Source organism: Prosthecobacter sp. SYSU 5D2 (genome assembly GCF_039655865.1).
Lineage (GTDB): Bacteria > Verrucomicrobiota > Verrucomicrobiia > Verrucomicrobiales > Verrucomicrobiaceae > Prosthecobacter.
This window is the reverse complement of sequence record NZ_JBBYXL010000009.1, coordinates 224112-245425: the sequence shown is the minus strand read 5'-3', so window position 1 is coordinate 245425 and position 21314 is coordinate 224112. Positions and strand designations below refer to the sequence as shown.

The window sequence follows — 21314 nt, the reverse complement described above, 5'->3', positions numbered from 1 at the left end:
CGGTGCAAACCGAAGAGAAGCGGTTTGAAACGGACTTGGATCATCATGGATATACTGCCATCCAACCTGGCCGAAGGAGGGTGTCCACCTCAAATATTGAGGGGCTGGCAGGAGTGCCCGCCTCACTTTAGGTGGCGGAAACCTTTCCTTTTTTCCCAAAGAACCTGCGCCAGGCCAGGGCGAAGCCGGTCCAGGTGAGGAGGGCGGCGGCGAAGGTACAGAGGGCGGCGACGGTCTGGCCCAGGAAACCGAAGAGCTCTCCGGTATGCAGGTAGCGGGAGTACATGCGCAGGCGGCGGCCCAGGTTTTGCTGGCTAAGGTCGTCGGGGTTTGGCAGCACTTTTTGTTGGGCCGTGTCCAGCAGCAGCATGGTGCGCAGGTGCACCTGGCCGCGACCGCCCCGGTCCACCATGACGGGGAAGGGGTCACCAGGTTTTGGGGGCAGGCGCAGGCTCAGGCTGGCCCAGCCGGGGACTTGGGCACGGGCTTCGGTGAGCAGGGGGGAGAGGCCGGCCAGGGAGGCGGACGGAGGCGTCCGCGCTCCGCTTTCATTGCGAGGTCCCGCTTGGGCCATGCTTCCTCCTGGGGGCGGTCCGCCCGGCCCTCCAGGACCACGGGTGCGGGGCGGCGGCGGTTCGTTGCCTGTGGCGCGGAAGAGCAGGGTATTGGCCCAGGAGAAAGACATGATCAGCCCGGTCAGGATGATGAACAGCATGGGGAAGGCGCTCCAGAACCCGAAGACGTTGTGCCAGTTCCAGTCGCGGGCGCGGCCTTTGAGCTTGCGGTTGAAGAGGAGCACGGCCCGCACATTCACCCAGCGCCAGTGCCGGGGCCACCAGAGGTAGATTCCGCTAACCAAAAGGATGCCAAAGATGAGCGTGCCGCTGCCGGTGATGAGCTTGCCCGCTTCCTTGGACAGGCCGGTGCCGGTGAGAAACCGGTGCCAGGAGGTGACATCGTGAAAAAAATCGTGCCAGGTGTGGTTGCCCTCTCCCAGAAACTCGCCGGTATAGGGGTTGGCATAAAAATGCCCTTCACGCCCAACCGAAAGTGTGACCGGTGCTCCGGGATCCGCCTTCCAGGTGAAGCCGGTCGGGCTCAGCCCGGGCTTGCCTTCCTGCACCCTGGCCACCAGGGTTTCGACGTCCAGATGCACTGCCTCCGCGGATGGCGGGGTGACGCGCAGGTCGCGGTTGATCCAGTCCATCAACTGGACCTCATAAGCGATCATCAGCCCGCTGACGGACATGGAAAGGATGACGAGACCCGCGAGGAGGCCGCTTATCAGGTGAGCCCAGAAGATGCTGCGGTGAAAAGTGAGATGCATGGGGAGGAAAATGACGAATGACGAATGATTTCGCGCGGGGTAAACGAAGGATGGGGAGTCGCGGGCTAATGAATAAGAGCGTAGATGAGGAGACTCGGTGACAGTCTGGCCAATGGCGGCATTTTCGTCATCCTGCATTCGTCATTCGTCATTCGTCATTCGTCATTCAAGCGGGTTTCACATCTCGGCCCACTGGCGCAGCAGATTGTGATACACGCCGGTGAGCTGGACGGTGGTTTTGTCTGCCGTTTCATTGCCGGCCAGTTCATGGCCCAGGCGCTGGATGGCCAGGTCCAGGTCAAAGAGCAGGGAGCGCTGGCCGTCATCGCGGATCATGCTTTGCAGCCAGAAGAAGGAGCAGATGCGTGCTCCGCGCGTGACGGGGGTGACGTGGTGCAGGCTGGTGGCCGGATACAGGACCATGTGGCCGGGCGGCAGCTTCACGCTTTTCACACCATAGGTGTCCTCGATGCACAGCTCGCCGCCGTCGTATTCCTCCGGCGCGGCAAAGAAAAGGGTGGCGCTGAGGTCGGTGCGGATGCGCACGGGGGCATTGGGAAACTGGCGGATGGCATTGTCCACATGGGTGCCAAAGGACTGCCCGCCGGCGTAGCGATTGAAGAGCGGGGGAAAGATGCGCAGGGGCAGCGCCGCTGCCATGAAGAGGGGGTTTTGCGAAAGGGCCCCCAGGATCATTTCCCCCAGTTCCCTGGCCGCAGGGCTGTTTTCCGGGAGCTGCATGTTGTCCTTGGCCTTGGCGGACTGGTAGCCGGCGGTGACTTTGCCATCCACCCAGTCGGCCGCATCCAGCAGCCGGCGGCCATGGGCGACTTGTTCAGGGGTGAGGACGTTTGGAATGGTGATGAGCATGAAATTTAAAAAGGGAAAACGCCGGAGGCGATGCGCGCACTGGCACATCATCGCCCCCGGCAGGTTTGCACGGCAGAAAGGGCTTAGAACTTATAGCTGGCCGTGATCGCGGCCGAGCGGCCCGGACCGGGGACAAAGTGGCCGCCGCCGACCCGGTCAATGTAGCGCTCGTCCGCGATGTTATAGACATTCAGCCGGATGTTGAACTTGTCATTGACCTGGTAGTTGAGCATGGCGTCGCAAGTCCAGTAGCCGGGGGCGGTGCGGGAGGTGGCGGAATTGCCATTCTGGCGGTCACCCACATACTGGGCACCAAAGCCCACCTGCACATTGTAAGGCAGGTTGTAGGTGGTCCAGATATTAAAGGAATGATCCGGGGTGTTCCCCAGGGACTGACCGATTTCAGCCGCGTTGCCGGACTCTTCCACCTCGCTGCGCATGTAGGCATAGCCGCCGAAGACGCTCCAGTTTTTGGTGATGTTCCCGGCCAGGCCGAATTCCACACCTTCCACCACCTGGTTGCCTGCCAGGACGGTATTGCCTGCCACATCCGTGGTGCGGGCATTGGTCTTCTCAGAGCGGAAGATGGCGGCATTGAAGGACAGTCGCTCGTCCAGGAAGTCCCACTTGGTGCCGAGCTCCATGTTGCGGTTTTCCTCAGGCTCCAGGCTTACCTGGGCGGCGTTCAGGCCAAGACCGGTGTTGGTGTCAATGGACGGGTTGAAGGATGTTCCATAGCCGAAGTAGATGCTGCCGTATTCCACGGGCTTCACCACGATGCCAGCCTTCCAGCTCAGCATGTCATCCCGGCGGGACTGGTCGCGGTTTGCACCCACGCCCCGCACATCCGCCTCAATGTGATCAAAGCGCAGACCGCCGTTCAATTCCACAAAACGGGTGATGTTGATCGTATCGAAGAGATAGAACGCAATGGTGTCCAGGTGGGATTCCGCAGGCGTCGGCAAGGTGGGGCGGCCAGTGTAGGCGTCATCATTGAAGTTCGGGTCCAGCACGTCGCCACGGGATCCGGCGTCGCCACGGGCAGCATTGGCATTGACCTGCCGTTCCATGGAGATCTCCATCCCGGCCACCAGGGCGTGCTTCAGGATGCCAGTTTCGAAGTTGGCATTCAGGTTGGTCTGGTTGGAGAAGATCTCCTGGGTCTGCTCGCGGGCCTGCATCTGGCGGTTGATGCGGCTCGTGTACTGGTTGCCCGGAGTGCCGCCATCCGTATCAAAGAAACGCGGAGCTGTGATGACGGATTCGCGGTGGGTGCGGCCGTAGCGCAGCACATTGCGCAGTTTCAGATTGTCTGAAAAGTCGTGCTCAATGATGCCCGTGATGATATCGCTCTGCACATCTTCGAAGTCGGTGTTCTCGCGGCCGTAAAAGCTGTCAAAGCTGACGGGTGGCGGTCCGTCAGCATACCTGCCGAGACCGGCTCCGCTGCCGACAAAAGTGCCATTGTTAGGCACCCAGGGAATGCCATAGTCCGGGATGTTGTTTTCCGTCAGGTGCTGATAGTTCAGGAACACGCGCGTGTCGGTGCCCAGACCAAAGGCCAGGGAGGCGGCGATGCCGTAGCGCTCCTGGTTGGCGATGTCACGGCCGGGAGTATCGGCGGAGTGGTAAAGGGCATTCACACGCAGGGCGGAATGCTCAGACAGGGGCATGTTATAGTCCGCCGTGCTGCGGTAGAGATTGTCAGAGCCAAAGGACTGCGAGACCACACCGCCCTGCTCCAGGTTGGCCATCTTGGTGGCAATGTTGATGGAGCCGCCGGTGGAGCCGCGTCCGTTGTTGGCGGAGGCCGGGCCTTTGGTCACTTCCACCTGTTCCGTGTTGAAGGGATCGCGGTTGTAGGAGCCGAGATCGCGGACGCCATCCTGATAAATGTCATTGCGGGAACCAAAGCCGCGGATGGTCAGGTTATCACCCGGCAGGCCGCCGCCGCCTTCACCCGCCTGCATGGAGATGCCAGGCGTGTTGCGCAGCACATCACGCAGGCTGAAAGCTCCGCGGTCTTCGATCACCGCTTTCGGGATCACCGTGATGGTCTGGGGCACATCACGCAGAGGCTCGGTGATTTTCGGAGACTGCAGGCGCTCGGGCTTGTAAACCTTTTCTGTTTCGGCGGAGACGACCACTTCAGGCAGTTCGGTGGCTTCGTCTGTGGAGGCATTCGCTGCGGGTGTTGCGGGTCCAGGAGCAGGGGCGGCGGTCTGGGCAGCCAGGGTGCCCACGAAGCCGAGGGTGGATGTCCAGGCAAATCCTTTGGGGAGGGATCGGATTGATGAGGTGTTGAATTTCATGGAGTCAGAGTCGTCTCTCGGGTGGAAACGGAAGTGAGTATCAGTCGCAATAGAGCGGTCTGCGATTAAGTCTCATGAGCATCATCGTCAAATGGGATTTTGAGATTTTGTCTCGGCAGGACAAATTTTGATCAGCAGCCCTTGCGACCGCTTCACTCGGCGCTGCCACGTCTGGCCCTGATTGCGCGGCTGCGTGCTGAACGGCTTCTTCCCGATACTTCTGTGCTGAGTGTCGCTGAAGGCGGGCGTGATGGCATGTCGGATGCTTGATCAAGAAACATCCCCCCGAAGCCTTTCATCAGGATAGCCTTGCGCCGTCGCTGAGAGTCCACGCCCAAATCCTTGGGGGGAGTCTTGTGCATGAAAAGTCCCTTCCTCCGCCAGTTTTATTCCGCCAGTTGCCTGATCCTGGCCAGCAGCACTTTGTTGACAGCCCAGACGGCCACCTGGCAGGACGCGGCTCCTGGAAACTGGGAGGAACCGGCTAACTGGAGCTGGACGGGCACCATTCCGCCGACCTCCCTGCCGGATACGGCAACGACGGTGCTCATCAACGCTGGCACGGCGGTGGTGCAGGACACTACCCAGTCGGCAGGCGTTCTGACCATGAACACCGCCCGGATAGAAATCACCAAAGGCAGCACGGGCGGTGTGCTTGGAGTATCGGGCACGTTTCACATTGGCAGCCTGGCAGCGCGCACCGGGTCCGTCCTGGTGGATGGCCTGGGCAGCATCCTCAACAAGACAGGCAATGCCCAGATGCACATTGGCAGCGCAGGCACGGGCAGCATGGTCGTCAGCAATGAGGGCCGGGTCAATGTCGTCGGCACCACGCATGTGGGGCTGGGCTCCAGCAGCGGTGCCACAGGCGTGGGCACCCTGACCGTCAATACGGCCGGTCGCTACGTCTCCTCCAGCACTTTCATCTTGGGTTATCGCGGCAATGGCACGCTGAATGTGGAATCCGCAGGGTATGTCAAGACCGGGAGCAGCTACATTGGTGGCTTCGGCCAGGATGCCAACCGGCGTGGCGGGACGGGAACAGTGAATGTGACGGGAGAGGGCAGCCGGTGGGAGGCGACCGTTCTCTATGTGGGCCATTCCGGCACCGGCACCATGAACATTGAGAACTCTGGCGTTGTGGCCAGCACCAGCACGGCAGCCATCGGCCATTTTAATGGCGGAGTCTCCTCTTCCGCTCCAGTGGGCACTGTTCCCACACCGCCCATCTATGGCACGGGAACGGTGAATATTCGCACCGGCGGTCTGTGGCAGAGCACGGCCAGCATCACCATCGGCGGCAACGGCGGCACAGGTACGATGAACCTTGCCAGCGCGGGCAGTGTCCTGGTCAATTCCGGCAATGGCACCATCACCCTGGGGGACCAAGGCAGCCTCAACATCGGCGCGGATCCGCTTCTGCCCGAAGCCTTTCCTGCCGCGCCGGGAATAGTGAATGCCGCCACCATCACCGGGGCCACGGACCGTGCGGTGACGCTGTTTCACACGGACATGACCGGTGCCTACCACCTCACTAAAACGGGTGCCGCTGCCGGGGCTCACGTTACTTTGGCTGGCAGCATGAAATTGAATGCCCTGGCCGGCACGACGACTCTCATTGGGGCAAATACCTTGACCGGTGGCAGCAGCATCGGCGGTTATACCGGCACTGAGGCCCGCCTCATTCTCAGTCATGCCACCGCGCTCGGCAGCGGGCCTGTGCTTGTCCAGAACAATGGCACGCTGGAGGTCGCTGCGGGCGTGGCCACCACCACCCTCAGCAGCCTCACCCTGCAAGGCGGCAGCGCCCTGGCTTTTGATGCCCATCCTGTCGGTGGAACGGACGCGCCAAAATTTGAGATCAGCACCATGCTGTCCCTTGTCACCAATCCTGAGGAAAAGATCACCATTTACCTAAACAATGCCGCTGCTATCACTGACCCGGAATTGTATGACTGGGCCTTCCTCAAGACCACCGGTGGCATCACCGGTTATGACCCGGACCTCTTCGAAGTGATCTCCGACGTGCCTGATTTCTATGTCTTTGAGCGCGACGGGTTTCTGGTTCTCGGCATGGCTGTCATACCAGAACCAGGGCGTGCCGTCCTCTTGCTTGGCGGCCTGATGGGTTTGGGGTCTCGTCGCCGCCGATGATGGTTAGGCCGCAGGCGGATGCAGAGGCCATCGCACACACCACTGCACACGGAGAAGAGGAATGTCGGTACTTCTGTGATATGGTGGGGTTCACAGGGAAACAAATGGCATGGCCGGTGCTTATCCAATCTTGCCCCCCCCGACAATGTTATCACGAAGTCCCGCCTGCTGGTTGGGCTCCTGCATGGTGTTGCAATACCAAAGGGGGGGAAACATTGCTCATGAAGTTGATTCCCTTTTCCCTCAAATGCCTCTTGGGTCTCCTTATCGCCACAGGTCTGGGACAAGTGGCTCAATGCCAGACTGCCACCTGGAATAACACCGGCACCGGGGCCTGGCAGGAGCCCACCAACTGGACCTGGAGCGGGGCGACCCCTTACCCATCCCTCCCCACGACAACGACACCGGTATTATTGAATAACGGCGGTACCATCACGGTGCAGGACACCTCCCAGTCTGCCGCTGCCTTCAGCATCAACAGTGGTACGCTGGAAGTCACCAAAGCCTCCTCCGGCGGTATGCTCACAGTTACCGGCACCTTTTACATCGCTGACGCTGCAGGCTCAACCGGCTCCGTCCTGCTGGACGGCGCTGGCAGCGTGATCAATAAAACCACCAGCGGCCAGACCATGATCGCTGCCCGGGGGAATGGCAGCCTGACCGTCAGCAACGGGGGCAAATTCACCACCACCATCACCACCCACGTCGGCCGGTATGCCGGCTCAAACGGCCTGCTCAATGTGAAAAGCGGCGGCGAGATGGCCGTCGGGACCCTGCTCATGGGCTATCAGGGGGCCGCGACGGTACTGGTGGAAAACGGCGGTCTCGTGAAGACTGCGGGCGCCTACGTCGCCGGTTACGGCCAGGATCTTAATCGCAACGCAGGCACTGCCAATGTCACCGTCACCGGCACGGGCAGCAAGTGGACGGCGACGAGCTTTTATGTCGGTCATTCCGGCGTGGGCAGCCTGGTCGTCAACGATTCCGGCGTGGTGGAAAACAGCAGCACGGCATACATCGGTTTTTATAACGGCGCTGAGGGGGCATCCCCCGCGCCGATTTATGGCACCGGTACGGCCACCATTGAGACGGGCGGCGCATGGCGCAGCACCGGAGCTCTGTCCATCGGCACGGGTGGCAGCACCGGCACGTTGAACGTGGCCACCGCCGGTCTCATGCAGGTGGGGGCTGCCGGAGCAGGCACCATCACCCTGGGCGCTGGCGGCGCGGTGAACATCGGTGCGGATCCACTGCTGGCAGATGCCGTGCCTGCCGCACCCGGCATCATCTCTGCGGCCACCCTCACCAGCACCGCTGCCGGCCGTGCGCTCACACTTTTTCACTCGGATGTCAGTGGCGGTTATTACCTGACTAAAACCGGGGCCGCCGCCGGTGCCCACGTGGCTTTGGCCGGTGGCTTGGCATTGAATGCCCTGGCCGGAACCACCACCCTTGTCGCTGGCAATACCTTCACCGGGGGCAGCAGCATTGGCGGTTATACCGGTACCGAAGCACGTCTCATCATCAATCACGAGGGCGCTTTGGGCAGCGGCCCTGTGGTGGTGAAAAACAACGGCGTCCTTGAAGTGGCCGGTTCACTGGCCCCCATCACCCTGCAAGGCCTCACGCTGGAAGCCGGCAGCGCCCTGGCCTTTGATGCCCATCCCTCCGGCGGCTCCTCAGACCTGGTGTTTACCCTTGAAAACAACCTCTCATTGGTGGCCGGAGAGACAGAGAAAATCACCATCCATGTCGGCAATGCTGCGGCCATCACCGACCCTGAGCTTTACGACTGGGCCTTTTTGGAAGTCGGTGGCGACATCACCGGGGACGTCGCCAGCCTCTTTGAGGTCGTCTCAGACCTGCCAGGCATGTATGTGTTTCAACGGGATGGATTCCTGGTGCTCGGCGCGGCGGTCATTCCAGAACCAGGGCGTGCCGTCCTCCTGCTGGCAGGCTTCATGGGGCTGGGGTTGCGCCGTCGCAGTGCCCGCGTGCCCTGGCATTGAAATGTGCACGGTCAGCTAAATCAATTCGTCTCAGTCCCCGGGCAGTGCATAGTCGGCCCCCATCGTGCCCAGACTGTTCCTTTTAACCCTCTTCTGCCTGCCGCTGCTCAGTTCCTGTGTGGCGGTCGGTTTTCAGAGCGTCTCCAAATCACCGCCGCCGGTGCGCACGCCTGCCTTTGCGGCGGAGCTCGCCCAGGTGGTCAAAACTCCGTGGACGGACGGCAATGCCATCCGCACATTGGAAAATGGTGGTAACTACTTTCCCGCCATGCTCCGGGCCATGGGCCAGGCGCAGAAGACCATCACTTTTGAATCCTATGTCTGCGTGGACAGCGAGCCTACGCAGAAGTTCACCCAGATGTTTGTGGAGCGTGCCCGTGCCGGTGTGCAGGTGCATGTCATCCTGGATGCCTTTGGCTGCTCCAAGTATGGCGATGCGCATCTGCAGGCCATGCGCGATGCCGGCGTGCAGCTTCATCTTTACCGGCCCATGAACCTCTTCATGCCCTGGCGCTTCCTCCATCGCACGCATCGCCGTGTGCTGGTGGCCGATGGAAAAATTGGTTTCATGGGCGGCGCGGGCTGGGCCTATTGCTGGGATGGCCATGCCGAAAACGTCCACCGCTGGCGGGATACCCAGTATGAGCTGCGCGGCCCCGTCGTGGCCCAGCTTCAGGATCATTTTAATGACAACTGGCAGGAGCTCACCGGCCACAGGCTGACCGGCCCGGACTATTATCCGCCGCTCCCCACCGCCGGAAAACTGAAAGCCCAGATGGCCATGGGTTCCCCTGAAAAACTGGGCGATACCCTCGGCAGCAGCTACCTCCTGGCCTTCCGCGCCGCGCAGGATTCCATCATCATCGCTCATGCCTACTTCATCCCCAACCGCCCGCTGCGGGTGGCGCTGCTGGAGGCCATGAAACGCGGCGTCAAAGTGCAGATCATCATTCCAGGGAAGCACATTGATTTTCCCGCCTCACGCTCCGTCAATACCCGCTACCTGCGCACCCTGGTGGCGGCCGGTGCGGAGCTGTATGAATTCCAGCCCACCATGACCCATGGCAAGCTCGTCGTGGTGGACGGCCACCTCAGCATCGCCGGGTCCACCAACCTGGACCAGCGCTCCTTTTTCATCAATGACGAGAACAACCTCAATGTCCTGGACGATGCCTTCAGCGCCCGCCAGCTCGATATGATCCGACGTGACCGCGAACAGAGCAAACGCCTGCACCGGCCGGATCTGAACTTGTCGTTAGGCCGCTGGTTCCAGGGCGCCTTCTGCCGCCTCTTCGAGTACCAGATGTAGGATCAGGCTCATATTATAAAACCATGCCAAAGGATGGCATGGCTCCTCGGGAGTGGCTTGAGATTAATTAGACACACACGATCATCCCTCTTCGGACGATCTTGATGTATCTTGGAGTCAATGGATACTTACATCTTAAGCCTTGCCATCATCGGGTTCATCGGCCTGGCCGTGTCATGGGTGCCGACGCTGGCGCAGTTTTTGAAGATATCCTATTCTATCGTTTTTTTGCTTTTCGGCGTCGTGGTTTACAGCCTGACGGACATCTTTCCGTGGCCCAGCCCGCTTCGTAATGAAAGCTTCACGGTTCATCTCTCCGAGCTGATCGTCATTATCGCCCTGATGGGCACGGGTTTGAAAATTGACCGGGGGTTTAACTTTCGTAACTGGAATGTGCCCTTCCGGCTCATCTCCGTTGCCATGCTGCTGAGCATCGGCAGCCTTGCCTTTTTGGGTTACTGGTGGGCTGGCCTGCCTTTGGCTTCGGCCCTCCTGCTTGCAGCCTCACTGGCTCCTACAGATCCCGTCCTTGCCGCCGATGTACAAGTGGATGAGCCGAACAAAGGAACGGAAGACCCAACGCGTTTTTCCTTAACAGCAGAGGCCGGGCTCAATGATGGCATGGCATTCCCTTTCGTCTGGATGGCGGTGGCCATGGCTGCCGCCGCACAGACCGGTGATCCATGGTTTGGCAAATGGTTGGTGTATGATTTGTTATACCGTGTCGCGGCAGGAGTCGCGATGGGCTATGGGACGGGCAAGGCGGTGATTTATCTGTTCTTCCATTTGCCGGCGCATCACAAGCTTTTGAAAGTGCGGGAAGGCATGGTCGCCGTATCCGCCACTTTGCTGGTGTATGGCCTCACCGAACTGGCTCAGGGTTATGGATTCATCGCCGTATTTATTGCCGCGATCACCATTCGTAATCACGAGCTGAAACATCAATATCACTCGACCCTGCACACCTTCATTGATCAGGTCGAAAGAATCCTGCTCTCGGTCATCCTTGTCCTTTTCGGTGGCAGCCTCGCCACCGGCATCCTGGCTCCGCTGACCTGGGAAATGGCGCTGCTTGGCCTGGGTTTTGTGTTTGTCTTGCGCCCGCTCTCCGGCTTCATTTCGCTTATCGGCACAGGCATGAATCTCCCACACAAATTCGCCGTCAGTTTTTTCGGCATCCGCGGGGTCGGCTCATTCTTCTACCTTTCCTTTGGCCTCAAAGAAGCCGAGTTTGAAAACGCGCCGCAACTCTGGGCGCTCACCGCTTTCATCGTGCTCGTCTCCATCATCGTTCACGGCAGCACGGCCCCCGTCATCATTCAGCGGGTGCGTCAGCCAAAGGTGGTTTCATCCGGTGGGTAGCAGGTTCAACCCACGGCCGGACCGCTGATCTTTTTCCCTGCCTCACTCAGGGATTGTAGTGTCTGGATGAGCCGGTCCAGGCGGCCTGGTGTGTAACCTGCCAGATTTTCCTGCCGGATCTGCGCGGCAGCCTGGGCCAGTGCTTCCTGGGCCGCCTGCCGCATGCGGTCAGACATTTCTCCCTCTGCCGCACTGTCATGCATAAACTCCGCCAGGAAATGCGGCTGGAAGGCCCGGTAAATGCGGCAGCCAAAGTGAAAAACCGCTTCCCGCAGCGCCCGGTGCTTTTCAGCATTCCCGGTTAGGCTCATCACCTCCTCCACCGCATCCGTCGCCTCCAGGATCCAGGCCTCCGCCTCGTCCGCATTCACCGGCGGTGTCTCCAGCAGGTGGGCCAGGGCCTGGCACAGCACATAACGGGCCTTGATCCCTGTCTCTGCCGCGATGCCGCCCGCTGCCTCCTCGCTGCGGCTGTGTTTGACTGCTTGGCGTGCCGCCTCCGCCGCCTCCCGCCACGGGGCAGGGGAGAGGCGCAGCAGCGCGTTCGCCCGGTTCATCCAGGCTGCCGCCTGCACCTGCTGATAGTCCTGGCGCGGATTCTCCGCCTGCCCTTTCATGACTTGCAGCGCGGTGTCAAAGCAGCGCAGCGCTTTTTCCGCCGCCGTCTCATCCTCCTTCGCCTGCTCCGTGATGCCCCGGTTGATCCACGCCACCGTCAGCCGCCAGCGGATCATCGGATGCCCGTCCAGTGGCAGCCGGTGCACATGGGCGATGGCGATGTCATAGCACCGCAGTGCCTCCTCCAGCCGCTCCGGGCCGCCCAGCCTCGTCAGCGCATCTCCCCGGTTCATCCAGCCTGCAGTCAGGCCCCAGCGGAAAACGGGGTCCTCATTCAGCGGCAGGGTTTCCCGCAAAGCGATCGCCTCCTCAAAACTCACCTGCGCCTCCAGCAGTGAATCGCGGTCACCCTTTTCCAGCAATTGAATGCCGTGCTGCATCCATTTTTTGGCCTGAGCATTGATTTCATCAGGGGATGGTGGGGAGGGAGAAAGCATGGAAGGCCTAAAATAACGCAAATTCTGTGAGATCGCGTCGCAATAGCTCCTTGACGTTGTCTGATCAATCGTCATTATCGCAAACGTATCTCAATCTCCCCCCCAGCGTTATGTCACAAATGGCCCTCATCGGATCTCCAGCTCTGAGCCTTCCCCGCCAGGAAACCAGTGCCGTGTCCGCCCGTGCCAGCACCACCTGGAGATTCTGCCCCAGGGAAGACAGCCTCTGCGGCGTCGCCTGGCTCGTTGCCATTGCGGGTTCGTTTTTGCTCATCGGTCTCATTGGCATGCTGCGGTTTGAAGTGCCCATGGTCATCACCCTTTCCGGTGCCGCCGGCATGGGTGCCAGCGAGGTGGCCAGCCAGGACACGACGATGGCAGAGCTGCAGGCCATGGAAGAAGCACCGGAAGTGGTCAGCAATGAAATGGAGACCCCGGAGATCCTCGAGGTGCCGGAGATCGTCGAGGTCACGCCCGAGATGCTGGACCTGCCGGAGCTGACGGAAGCCCTCATCACCGAGGACCTTTTCACCGTCCAGGCCGCGCCAGTTATCGAGACGGTGCTGAAGGTGGTGGATCCTGCGAAGCCCAAGCCTAAACCCCAGCCCACCGTGGCCAAGGCCGCTCCCCGCAGGGCCACCAGCACGGTCGCAGCCCCAGGTGGCACCCAGGGCAGCGGTGGCGGCGGCGGTGGCAATGGAGCCGTGGGCTCCGGTGGCAAAGGCAAATTCCCCGCACCTCCCTATCCTTCCTTCGCCCGCTCGCGCGGTATCAAAGGCTCAGTCACCCTCACCATCCGCGTCAGCCCCTCCGGATCGGTGGACAGCGTCAGCGTCTCCAGCGGCACCGGCTTTTCGGAGCTGGACAACTACGCCGCCTCCTGGGTGCGCAACAACTGGCGCTTCCCCACCGGCACCGTCCGCAGCTTCCGCCTGCCCATTGCCTTTAAACTGCGCTGACCCGGTTCTCATTCAGTTGCCGCCCCAAGCCGGCCAGCCAGACTGAATACCGAATACTGACGACTGAAAACTGATTACCGGATACTGATAACTCCTCCCCCATGCCCCCGCTCCCCCTCGCCAACGCCGTCATCAAACTCATCCACGATGGCGGCCCCATCATGTATCCCATCCTGGTGGTGGCAGCCTTTGCCGTCTGCGTCCTGGTGGAGCGTGTGTTCTGGTGGCTGCGTTTCAGCGCCCGTTGCAGCGCCCGCCAGCGAGAGCAGGTGTATGCCGCGCTGGAGGCCGGGGACCAGGCCAAGGCCATCTCCCTCTCTGAAAAAACCACCGATCCTGTCGTGCGCATGATCCATCACGGCCTCAAGCACCAGCACAGCTCCATGCAGGGCGCGCTGGAGGTGGCCGCCGGGCATGAGCTGCAGAATGCAGGCCGCTTCCTCGGGGCCATGGATACCATCGTCACCCTCGGCCCGCTCCTCGGCCTTCTCGGCACCGTCACCGGCATCATGGGCTCCTTCTCCTCCATCGGGGATTCCGAGCTCGCCGTGGAAAAGGTCACCGGCGGCATCGGCGAGGCGCTCATCGCCACCGCTGCCGGCCTGCTCATCGCCATCGCCACCCTGGTGCCCATGAACTACTTCCACAGCCGTCTGGCCAAGCTCCAGTTCGACCTCGAAGCCGCTGCGAACAACGTCCTCATCCTGGCCGCCCAGCACGGCTTTGACCAGGTGAGCGCCAAAAAGCATTGATGGTTAGACCACCTCCTCACGGCCTGTGAAAATCCATTCCCCCATCGCCCACAAGAAGACCCGGCTGGAGATCATCCCGCTCATTGACGTCATGTTCTTCCTGCTGGCCTCCTTCATGATGGTCAGCCTCACCATGACCAAGCAGCAGACCATCAAGGTCAACTTGCCCGTCGCTGCCGCCAGCCAGCCCGACTTCAAGCCGGACATGGTCAACATAGGCGTCAATGCTGCCGGTGACGTCTTCCTGGACACCGCGCCCGTCTCCCTGCCAGACCTGGAGGCCCGGCTCAGCGAGCGCTTCAAAAAAGACCCGGACACCCCTGTTTACATCAGCGGCGATTCCGCCACCCCGTTTTCGGAAATGGTCAAGGCCCTGGATGCCGTCCGCCGCATGGGCTTCAATAAAGTCGCCTTCAACGTCAAGCCCACCGCCGGGGGTGCAGGCCCCGCCCCGGCTCCGGCCGCCTCCTCTGCGCCAGCACCCGCACCTGCTCCCTCTCCCGCCCCCCAGCAATAAACAATGAAGGCCTTTCTGTTTACCCTGCTCGCCTTCATCGTCCTTGGTCTCTGCGGCATCTGTGCCGTCCAGTGGCAGCGCGAGTTCGTGCTCAATGCGCGCATTGATGAGATCACCGCCCAGCTCATCGCCGAGAACAAGCTGCGCATCGAGTTTGAGGAAAAGGCCATGCGCTATGAGCAGGAGATCGCCCGCATCACCACCCTGCGTGCCGAGACCGAAGCCGCCCTGCTGGATGCCACCGAGGAAGTCCAGCTCCGCACCCAGGACCAGAGCGGGCGCGGCTTCAGCCTCGCCTATTGGATGAACGAAGCCAACGTCTCCAAGGCCGAGCTCACCGCCTACAAAGAGCTGGCCGGCAAAGGCAGCGAGGCCATCCAGGACCGCAATACCGAAGTTAGCGCCCAAAACGCCGCCATCGAAAAAGCCAACGCCGCCCTCAAGCAGCTCGCCACCGAGCGCGACTCCGCCATCACCAAGCTCAACGCCCAGATCCAGGCCTACAACGAGCTCGTGGAAAAGTATAACAAGCTCGCCAAAGAACGCTGAGCGGCCCGGAAGGCAGTGAAGTAAGGCGCAAGGTTGACAAGGGAGACCCTTCCGGTCTTTAAACTCCCTGTTTGAATCTTCAAACCACGCGCCGGATCATGAACACGCTCCTCTCGTCCGTCAAACTCAGCCTCCGTCCTGCGGCCGCCGTTGGGGTCGTATTAGCGCTGCTGCCTGGCCCGGTGATCCATGCGGCAGATGAACTGAAGGCTCTCCGGCCCGGTACCGAGCTCTTTGTGGACGACTCCCAAATCGCCCGGCAGTCAGGCACCACCCGCCGCATTCATGCCGCAGACAAATGGCCTGAGCCCGTCCTGGTGGCGGACCAGCCTTGGGAGGGCGGAGATGCCGTGCGCATTTACGGCACCACTCTCCATGACGAAAAAACTGGCGAGTTCCGCATGTGGTACAGCCAGCTTTATGCCACCTCACGCGACGGCATCCATTGGACCAAACCCAAGATGGACCTCTTTCCCTCCAATGGGCTGCCGACCAACCGGGTGCTGCCCAAGGGCGGTGGCGCGGTCATCTTCGATCCCACGGACCCCGACCCCGCCAAACGCTACAAGGCCCTGGCCAATGAAACCATCAAGGTCGGTGGATTCTCCGGTTACCACTCGCCCGATGGCATCCACTGGACGCGCTACGGCGAGAAGCCGGTCATCACTGTGGGCTCGGAGCTTGGCCATCTCATGCACGATCCGGCCACCGGAAAATACTTCGCCTACATCCGCCCCTTCTCCCCCAAATACTTCCCCGCCTCCAACCGCCAGAAACGCCTCGGCGGCGTCGTCACCAGCGACGACTTCATTCATTGGTCCGAGATGAAAGTGGTGCTGGAGCCGGATGAAATGGACGACGCCTGGGTCACCCGCCCGGAGCAGCGCACGGAGTTCTATGCCATGAACGGCTTCGCCTATGGAAACTCCTACCTTGGCATCGTGCCTCTGTTTCGCATCACGGACATCCTGGAGACCAAGAAGCCCGGCCAGTCCAAATACGACGGCCCCATGGAGGGCCAGCTCATCACCAGCCGGGACGGTCTGCAATGGCAGCGCCTGGCGGACCGCAGCCCCGTCATTCCCTCCGGCACCACTTACGACCGCTCCGTCATGAACGTCGCCATCGCGCCCATCGTGGTGAAGGACGAAGTCTGGCATTATTACACCGCCATCAATGCCACCCACGGCGCACCGCGCCCACCCAAGCGCATCACCATCGCCCTGGCCCGATGGCGGCTGGACGGCTGGGTCTCCCTGGATGCCGGCACCGAAGAAGCCATGGTCGAAACCCTCCCCATTGCCGATCCTGGTAGGGACGCACTTCCCCGCACCGGCATCCTGGAGATCAATGCCAACGCCGCCAAAGGCCGCCTCGTGGTGGAAGTGCTGGACTCAAACGGCCACCCGCTTTCCGGTTATACCGCCGCCGACTGCCAGCCCCTCACCGCCGACCAGGTCCGCCACACCGTCCGCTGGACCCGGCACGAAACCCTGCCCAAGAGCAGGCCCTTCAAACTCCGCTTCCGTTTCCAGGACGCCAGCCTGTTCAGTTATACCCTGCGATGACAGCGAACTCGAAGTGACAGGGCTGCACAATTGCTGGCCGCCTATCGCAGGCTGGGGCTGATTCCGCCAGTGAGCGGTCAGCCGGATTTGTTTTTGATTTTAAAATTTTATGGTTAAGCCCGATCTCTGGCCCGGTTGGGACGGGTATAGGCATAATTATTTGAAATCATAAAAAGTCCTATTTATTGGCACTTTCCGTGCTTTTCGCACGGCATGCTCTCACCCATCCAGGAGTATCTACAGGTGCTTCATGCTCGCTATGCGTCCGTCATGGACGGTCATCTCGCCGATTATATTCCGGAGCTGGCCAAGGCGGACCCCCGGCTTTTTGGCATCTGTATCGCCACCCGTGACGGTCATGTTTATGAGGTGGGGGATACACGTCACAGTTTCACCATCCAGTCCGTGTCCAAGGCTTTGGCCTATGGCCTGGCATTGCAGGACCGGGGGGAGAAGCACATCCTGTCGCGCATTGGCGTCGAGCCTTCGGGGGAAGCCTTCAACGCGATCAGCCTGAAGGAAGGCAGCGGAGTGCCGTTTAACCCGATGATCAATGCCGGTGCCATCGCCACTTGCGGTCAGGTTTTGCCGGAGGATGGCAAATCACGCATTGACCGGATCTTGGATTACCTGAGCGCCTTTGCCGGGCGCCAGCTGGATATTGATGAGTCCATTTACAGAAGTGAAAGCGAGACCGGACACCGGAACCGGGCCATTGGCTGGCTTTTGAGGAATTTTGGCATCCTGGATGAAGATCCGCATGAGATCTTGGAGACTTATTTTAAGCAGTGCTCCATACGCGTAACCTGCCGGGATCTGGCACTGATGGGGGCGACACTGGCCAACCAGGGGGTGCAACCCGTGACCCGAAAGCGGGTGATCCCGGCAGAGTATGTGGACAATGTGCTGGGGGTCATGGCCACCTGCGGCATGTATGACTGGTCTGGCGAATGGGTGTATCGTGTGGGGCTGCCGGCCAAGAGCGGCGTGGGCGGGGGTATCCTGGCAGTGCTGCCCGGGCAGTTGGGCATTGGTGTGTTTTCACCGCCGCTTGACACCCAGGGGAACAGCTTGCGTGGAATCAAAGTCTGCATGGACCTTTCCCAAGAGCTGGCTCTGCACATGCTGAATCCGGCGGCGACTCCGCGGACGGCGGTGCGCCAGGCCTATCATGGTGGGGAGGTGGTCGCGCGTCGCCGCCTGCCACCTGCGGCACGGGAATCGTTGCGCCGTCATGGTTCACGCATCCAGATCCTGGCACTGCAGGGAGGGCTTATTTTTACCACACTGGAGCCTGTGTTGAGGAAAGCTCAGCAACTGGCTGACGCGGGCTGTTTACAGCTCATTTTGGACCTGCGCGCGGTCGTCAGTGTGGATGCCGTCAGTCTGCGTTTGATAGGGGAGCTGCGGTCGCAACTCATCAAACAGGGGGTCCGGATGGTCATCTGCCATCCGGGTAAATTTGAGGCACGGCTGCCAGATGCAGGATTCACCCCCAGCATGCTGTTTGCCACAGAAGATGCTGCACTGGAGGCGTGCGAGGATGCTTTGCTCCTGGAGGTGACGGGAGCCTCCTGGCGGCCGGCGGGGAACATTCCTCTGGAGCAGTGCGCGTTGTTTCGCAGTTGCACGGCAGAGGATCTGGAACTTATGCGCACGGAACTGACCCGCCGGCGTTACGAGGCCGGGCAGGCGCTCATCACGGCCGGGGAGATGGCGGATGAAATGCTGGTGCTTCTGGAAGGCAGCGTGGAAGTGCAGATCCGCACAGAAAACCAGAACAGAAAGCGTGTGGACGTGCTGACCGCTGGCATGACGGTCGGTGAGATGGCCTTCCTGGATGCGTCACCTCGCTCAGCGGATGTCATCGCCCTCGGCTTCGTGAACTGCCTCGTCATTCCTCGTGCATGGTTTGCCGCCCTCAATGAAACGCGACCGGCTTTAAAAATCTCCCTTCTTTACGAGATCACTCGGGAAATCTCCGCCCGCCTGCGTCAAGCCAACGTGGAGGTCAGTGCACTGCAGCGGGAATGAGATGGTAGGGAAGAGGCAGTGACAGCCTCTGCCCAAACGGTCACTTCTTCTTCGCAGCTTTCTTGGCAGCTTTTTTTGCCGCCTTCTTGGCAGGAGCTTTTTTGGCAGCCACTTTTTTGACGGCGGCCTTTTTCACCTTCGGCTTTTTCACGCGGGGCACCGGCTCGCCCACAGGCGCTGTGTCCTGCCAGTCCAGCTTGGGGGCATCTCCCCACAGCTCTTCCAGGGCATAGTATTCACGCTTCTCGGGGGAGAGGACATGCACCAGCACGTTAGGGTAGTTCAAAATCAGCCACTGGCTCTCATACGTGCCTTCGCTGATGATCGGGCGCTGGTCGTGCCGGTCGCGAAGTTCGTCCACGATGTTGTCGCGGACGGCGCGGAGCTGGGGGTTGGAACTGGCCGTGGCGACGACAAAAAAGTCCGTCACCGGGGACAGGCCGCGCAGGTCCAGCAGCAGGATGTTTTCAGCCTTCTTTTCGTCGGCATACTTGGCGCACAGGCGCGCGATCTCGATAGATTCCATGGTTGTATTTAAAGCAACGGACTCTGAACTCCACTTTTGCACAGAAAGCAAGTCCGCAAGGTAGGCAGCACCTTGGCAGAACAGTCCTAAATGCCTTCTCCGCCGCTTGCACCCCCGCCCCTCCTCCCTGATATACACAGCCGCACCTGGCTTTTGCGGCAAACTGAACACTGTAAACTGAACACCGAACAATGACCCGTTTCCGCCCCTGCATTGATCTCCACGACGGCCAGGTGAAGCAGATTGTCGGCTCCAGCCTTAGCGATTCCGGCAGCGGTTTAAAAACCAACTTTGTCAGCGACCGCGATCCTGCCTGGTATGCCCGTCAATATCAGGCAGATGGCCTCACCGGCGGCCACGTCATCCTCCTGGGGCCTGGCAATGAAGCCGCTGCCAAATCCGCCCTGGGGGCGTATCCGGGCGGTCTCCAGGTCGGCGGCGGCATCCGCCCCTGCAATGCAGCAGAATACCTGGAAGCCGGGGCCAGCCACGTCATCGTCACCAGCTACCTGTTTGAAACGGACGGCACGTTTTCAGAAACGCGGCTGCAAAAAATGGTCGCGGCTGCGGGCAGGGACCGCCTTGTCATTGACCTGAGCTGCAAAGCCACCGCCGATGGCTGGACTGTCGCCATGAACCGCTGGCAGACGCTCACGGATCTGCATGTCACGCCTGAAACGCTGAAACACCTGGCCGGCTGCTGCGCGGAGTTCCTCATCCACGCCGTGGATGTGGAGGGCAAATGCGAAGGCATGGACGAGGATCTCGTGGTCTTTTTAGGGGACCACAGCCCCATTCCCATGACCTATGCCGGCGGCATCCGCCATCTGGGCGATCTGGCCCGCCTGGACGAGCTCAGCCTGGGGAAAGTGGACGGCACCATCGGCAGCGCCCTGGACATGTTTGGCGGCAGCGGTGCCCGGTATGAGGACTGTGTTGCCTTCAACCGCAGATAATCATTAAATTTGCCAGCAAGGCGCGTACATGTTCACCTCTCCCCTCCATTCATGAAAATCATCCGTTACTCAGATTCTGCCGGTCAAACTTCCTATGCCGCCCAACAGCCGGACGGCTCCGCCCTGGTCATTGAAGGCGACCTCTTTGGCGAATATCGCGTGACGGAAACCGTGGCTGATGTGGCCACACTGCTGGCCCCGGTGCAGCCCGTGTCCATCCTGTGCATCGGCCTGAACTACAAATTCCACGCAGAAGAAACCGGCTCCGCCCTGCCCGAGCATCCCATCCTTTTCATGAAGACTCCCGGCTCCCTGCAGCATCCGGGCGGCCCCATCGAGCTGCCGCGCACCCTGCGCAGCGACCAGGTGGACTATGAGTGCGAGCTGGCTGTTGTCATTGGCAAGACCGCCAAAAACGTCAGCAAAGAAAACGCGCTGGACTATGTCCTGGGCTACACCTGCGCCAATGACGTGAGCGCCCGCGACTGGCAGAAAAACGGCGGTGGTGGCCAGTGGTGCCGTGGCAAAACCTTTGACACCTTTTGCCCGCTGGGGCCTGTGCTGGTCACGAAGGATGAAATCCCGAATCCTAACGCACTCGGCATCAAAACGATTCTGAATGGCGAGGCCGTGCAGGACTGGAACACCAACGACATGATCTTTGACGTGCGCACCGTCATCGCCTTCCTCAGCGCCAGCACCACCCTGCTGCCCGGCACCGTCATCCTCACCGGCACCCCTCAGGGCGTCGGCATGGCCCGCAACCCCCAGCTCTGGCTGAAGGCTGGCGACAGCGTCACCATTGAGATCGAAGGCATCGGCTCCCTCACCAACCCCGTGGTGGAAGAAAGTTAGGCCGCAAATCTTCGGATGGGAAAGATTCTCCTGAGCTGCGACAGCGTCCAGGAGAGCGGTGGCAGAGAGGCAAGGGCAACCTTGCCTCGGCGACGCCATTTTTCGCTAGGCCAGGTGAGGCCGCTTGGAAGATTGGCGCGCCTCGAAAGGCCCTGGCCGAACGATGCCATTCGGTCACACACTACGTTAGGCTGCAAACC

General features: G+C 60.8%; 17 protein-coding genes. 12 read left to right on the top strand and 5 right to left on the bottom strand.

Annotated features, from left to right (window positions below; all coding sequences use genetic code 11):
- Positions 1 to 127: 127 nt before the first annotated feature.
- The 3 genes from WJU23_RS16910 to WJU23_RS16900 all read right to left on the bottom strand — a co-directional run bounded on the left by WJU23_RS16910 (position 128) and on the right by WJU23_RS16900 (position 4509).
- The gene (locus WJU23_RS16910; RefSeq protein WP_346333784.1) at positions 128 to 1327 is read right to left on the bottom strand and encodes a PepSY-associated TM helix domain-containing protein; all 1200 of its coding nucleotides are present in this window, start codon (positions 1325 to 1327) and stop codon (positions 128 to 130) included.
- A gap of 177 nt (positions 1328 to 1504) precedes the next feature.
- Positions 1505 to 2197 carry a Fe2+-dependent dioxygenase gene (locus WJU23_RS16905; protein WP_346333783.1) on the bottom strand — a complete coding sequence of 231 codons (693 nt, stop codon included), beginning with the start codon at positions 2195 to 2197 and terminating at the stop codon, positions 1505 to 1507.
- 83 nt (positions 2198 to 2280) lie between these two features.
- Positions 2281 to 4509 (bottom strand): TonB-dependent siderophore receptor, encoded by a 2229-nt coding sequence (locus WJU23_RS16900; protein ID WP_346333782.1) that lies wholly within the window; start codon positions 4507 to 4509, stop codon positions 2281 to 2283.
- A gap of 360 nt (positions 4510 to 4869) precedes the next feature.
- Here WJU23_RS16900 and WJU23_RS16895 point away from each other — a divergent pair, with 360 nt between their 5' ends.
- The 4 genes from WJU23_RS16895 to WJU23_RS16880 all read left to right on the top strand — a co-directional run bounded on the left by WJU23_RS16895 (position 4870) and on the right by WJU23_RS16880 (position 11343).
- Positions 4870 to 6663, top strand: a complete 1794-nt coding sequence (locus WJU23_RS16895; protein WP_346333781.1) for a PEP-CTERM sorting domain-containing protein — start codon at positions 4870 to 4872, stop codon at positions 6661 to 6663.
- A gap of 221 nt (positions 6664 to 6884) precedes the next feature.
- The gene (locus WJU23_RS16890) at positions 6885 to 8672 is read left to right on the top strand and encodes a PEP-CTERM sorting domain-containing protein (RefSeq protein ID WP_346333780.1); all 1788 of its coding nucleotides are present in this window, start codon (positions 6885 to 6887) and stop codon (positions 8670 to 8672) included.
- A 64-nt stretch (positions 8673 to 8736) separates the two neighbouring features.
- Positions 8737 to 9981, top strand: a complete 1245-nt coding sequence (locus tag WJU23_RS16885; RefSeq protein WP_346333779.1) for a phospholipase D-like domain-containing protein — start codon at positions 8737 to 8739, stop codon at positions 9979 to 9981.
- A 120-nt stretch (positions 9982 to 10101) separates the two neighbouring features.
- Positions 10102 to 11343, top strand: coding sequence for a cation:proton antiporter (locus tag WJU23_RS16880; RefSeq protein WP_346333778.1), 1242 nt, complete (start codon positions 10102 to 10104; stop codon positions 11341 to 11343).
- Between the two features lie 5 nt (positions 11344 to 11348).
- On the opposite strand, the gene WJU23_RS16875 is transcribed toward WJU23_RS16880, so the two are convergent.
- On the bottom strand, positions 11349 to 12398 hold the full coding sequence (locus WJU23_RS16875; protein WP_346333777.1) for a hypothetical protein: 1050 nt from the start codon (positions 12396 to 12398) through the stop codon (positions 11349 to 11351).
- Positions 12399 to 12508: 110 nt separating this feature from the next.
- Here WJU23_RS16875 and WJU23_RS16870 point away from each other — a divergent pair, with 110 nt between their 5' ends.
- From WJU23_RS16870 to glsA, 6 genes are all read left to right on the top strand, one after another.
- Complete coding sequence (locus WJU23_RS16870) at positions 12509 to 13357, top strand: TonB family protein (RefSeq protein WP_346333776.1); 849 nt, start codon at positions 12509 to 12511, stop codon at positions 13355 to 13357.
- A gap of 101 nt (positions 13358 to 13458) precedes the next feature.
- Positions 13459 to 14109 carry a MotA/TolQ/ExbB proton channel family protein gene (locus WJU23_RS16865; RefSeq protein ID WP_346333775.1) on the top strand — a complete coding sequence of 217 codons (651 nt, stop codon included), beginning with the start codon at positions 13459 to 13461 and terminating at the stop codon, positions 14107 to 14109.
- Positions 14110 to 14134: 25 nt separating this feature from the next.
- Complete coding sequence (locus WJU23_RS16860) at positions 14135 to 14626, top strand: biopolymer transporter ExbD (protein ID WP_346333774.1); 492 nt, start codon at positions 14135 to 14137, stop codon at positions 14624 to 14626.
- Between the two features lie 3 nt (positions 14627 to 14629).
- Complete coding sequence (locus WJU23_RS16855) at positions 14630 to 15175, top strand: hypothetical protein (RefSeq protein ID WP_346333773.1); 546 nt, start codon at positions 14630 to 14632, stop codon at positions 15173 to 15175.
- Positions 15176 to 15273: 98 nt separating this feature from the next.
- The gene (locus WJU23_RS16850) at positions 15274 to 16743 is read left to right on the top strand and encodes a hypothetical protein (protein WP_346333772.1); all 1470 of its coding nucleotides are present in this window, start codon (positions 15274 to 15276) and stop codon (positions 16741 to 16743) included.
- A 213-nt stretch (positions 16744 to 16956) separates the two neighbouring features.
- Positions 16957 to 18777: a glutaminase A gene (glsA, locus tag WJU23_RS16845; RefSeq protein ID WP_346333771.1), complete on the top strand. Its 1821-nt coding sequence runs from the start codon at positions 16957 to 16959 to the stop codon at positions 18775 to 18777.
- 40 nt (positions 18778 to 18817) lie between these two features.
- Here the strand turns inward: glsA and rsfS are convergent, their stop codons facing one another.
- Positions 18818 to 19303: a ribosome silencing factor gene (gene rsfS / locus WJU23_RS16840; protein ID WP_346333770.1), complete on the bottom strand. Its 486-nt coding sequence runs from the start codon at positions 19301 to 19303 to the stop codon at positions 18818 to 18820.
- Positions 19304 to 19494: 191 nt separating this feature from the next.
- Between rsfS and hisA the strand changes: the two genes are divergently transcribed.
- Both hisA and WJU23_RS16830 read left to right on the top strand, forming a co-directional pair.
- The gene (hisA, locus tag WJU23_RS16835; protein ID WP_346333769.1) at positions 19495 to 20259 is read left to right on the top strand and encodes a phosphoribosylformimino-5-aminoimidazole carboxamide ribotide isomerase; all 765 of its coding nucleotides are present in this window, start codon (positions 19495 to 19497) and stop codon (positions 20257 to 20259) included.
- A gap of 51 nt (positions 20260 to 20310) precedes the next feature.
- Positions 20311 to 21114 carry a fumarylacetoacetate hydrolase family protein gene (locus WJU23_RS16830; RefSeq protein WP_346333768.1) on the top strand — a complete coding sequence of 268 codons (804 nt, stop codon included), beginning with the start codon at positions 20311 to 20313 and terminating at the stop codon, positions 21112 to 21114.
- Positions 21115 to 21314 lie beyond the last annotated feature (200 nt).

What these genes read in the sequence shown, in the direction of transcription:
- WJU23_RS16910 (WP_346333784.1), bottom strand. Translation starts at nt 1,327, where the DNA reads ATGCATCTCACTTTTCACCGCAGCATCTTCTGGGCTCACCTGATAAGC.
- WJU23_RS16905 (WP_346333783.1), bottom strand. Translation starts at nt 2,197, where the DNA reads ATGCTCATCACCATTCCAAACGTCCTCACCCCTGAACAAGTCGCCCAT.
- WJU23_RS16900 (WP_346333782.1), bottom strand. Translation starts at nt 4,509, where the DNA reads ATGAAATTCAACACCTCATCAATCCGATCCCTCCCCAAAGGATTTGCC.
- WJU23_RS16895 (WP_346333781.1), top strand. Translation starts at nt 4,870, where the DNA reads ATGAAAAGTCCCTTCCTCCGCCAGTTTTATTCCGCCAGTTGCCTGATC.
- WJU23_RS16890 (WP_346333780.1), top strand. Translation starts at nt 6,885, where the DNA reads ATGAAGTTGATTCCCTTTTCCCTCAAATGCCTCTTGGGTCTCCTTATC.
- WJU23_RS16880 (WP_346333778.1), top strand. Translation starts at nt 10,102, where the DNA reads ATGGATACTTACATCTTAAGCCTTGCCATCATCGGGTTCATCGGCCTG.
- WJU23_RS16875 (WP_346333777.1), bottom strand. Translation starts at nt 12,398, where the DNA reads ATGCTTTCTCCCTCCCCACCATCCCCTGATGAAATCAATGCTCAGGCC.
- WJU23_RS16870 (WP_346333776.1), top strand. Translation starts at nt 12,509, where the DNA reads ATGTCACAAATGGCCCTCATCGGATCTCCAGCTCTGAGCCTTCCCCGC.
- WJU23_RS16865 (WP_346333775.1), top strand. Translation starts at nt 13,459, where the DNA reads ATGCCCCCGCTCCCCCTCGCCAACGCCGTCATCAAACTCATCCACGAT.
- WJU23_RS16855 (WP_346333773.1), top strand. Translation starts at nt 14,630, where the DNA reads ATGAAGGCCTTTCTGTTTACCCTGCTCGCCTTCATCGTCCTTGGTCTC.
- WJU23_RS16850 (WP_346333772.1), top strand. Translation starts at nt 15,274, where the DNA reads ATGAACACGCTCCTCTCGTCCGTCAAACTCAGCCTCCGTCCTGCGGCC.
- glsA (WP_346333771.1), top strand. Translation starts at nt 16,957, where the DNA reads ATGCTCTCACCCATCCAGGAGTATCTACAGGTGCTTCATGCTCGCTAT.
- rsfS (WP_346333770.1), bottom strand. Translation starts at nt 19,303, where the DNA reads ATGGAATCTATCGAGATCGCGCGCCTGTGCGCCAAGTATGCCGACGAA.
- hisA (WP_346333769.1), top strand. Translation starts at nt 19,495, where the DNA reads ATGACCCGTTTCCGCCCCTGCATTGATCTCCACGACGGCCAGGTGAAG.
- WJU23_RS16830 (WP_346333768.1), top strand. Translation starts at nt 20,311, where the DNA reads ATGAAAATCATCCGTTACTCAGATTCTGCCGGTCAAACTTCCTATGCC.